At 58.6% G+C, this 761-nt stretch carries 1 protein-coding gene; it reads left to right on the forward strand.

The annotated features are described in order from the left end of the window. On the forward strand, nucleotides 1-761 hold a 761-nt coding region (locus U5771_RS35225; RefSeq protein WP_322028190.1), incomplete at both ends, for an FAD-dependent oxidoreductase.

The raw sequence follows: 761 nt of genomic DNA on the forward strand, positions 1-761 counted from the left end.
GATTACTTCGAGGTGCCGATGGCTGCGCCGCGCGGCCTTGTTGCGCCGCGTATCGCGACGGACGCAATCATCCCATTCACCGAGGCACTCCCAAATGTGGAGCATCTTCGCGGGCGATTAGTGGAATTAAGTCCAAGAGGTGGTCTGGTCGATACAGCCGGCGGCGGACGGGTCTTCGTCGAAAGCAAGATCACCGTACTTGCTACGGGTAGCCGGTTTGCCAATGAACTCGTTCGTGCTCCGGAGGGAACCGCTACCGAGCGGAAAGCATTCTATGAGAAGATTCACCAGCAGCTCGCTGCTGCCCAACGGATCCTTATCATCGGCGGTGGTCCCATCGGAGTCGAGGTTGCCGGCGAACTGACTCAAACTTGGCCCAGGAAGGCTATCACCATCGTCGAGCGGGGCCCACGGATCCTGGCCGGTACCTCCGCGGAGGTGGCCGCCCACGCAGAATCTGTGCTCAGAAGCCGTGGCGTTACCATCCTCACCAACGAACAGATCGCAGGGGCAGATCGATCCGTCGAAGACGTTTTTGCTGAGGGCGGAGAGGTAAAAACGGGGTCGGGCCGACAGCTTTCCTATGATCTGGCGTTGTGGTGTATTGGTGGACGCGCGAACACTGCATATATGCAACAGCACTTTGGCTCGGTTATCACCCCGGAAGGGCGCATCAAGGTTTCCGCGGATCTTCGCGTCGTCGGGCAGCAGAGCATTTTTGCGCTGGGCGATATTACTGACCTTGCAGAAAACAAGATGGC

The organism is Burkholderia sp. BCC1977, from assembly GCF_905339595.1.
In the GTDB taxonomy this organism is placed as follows: domain Bacteria; phylum Pseudomonadota; class Gammaproteobacteria; order Burkholderiales; family Burkholderiaceae; genus Burkholderia.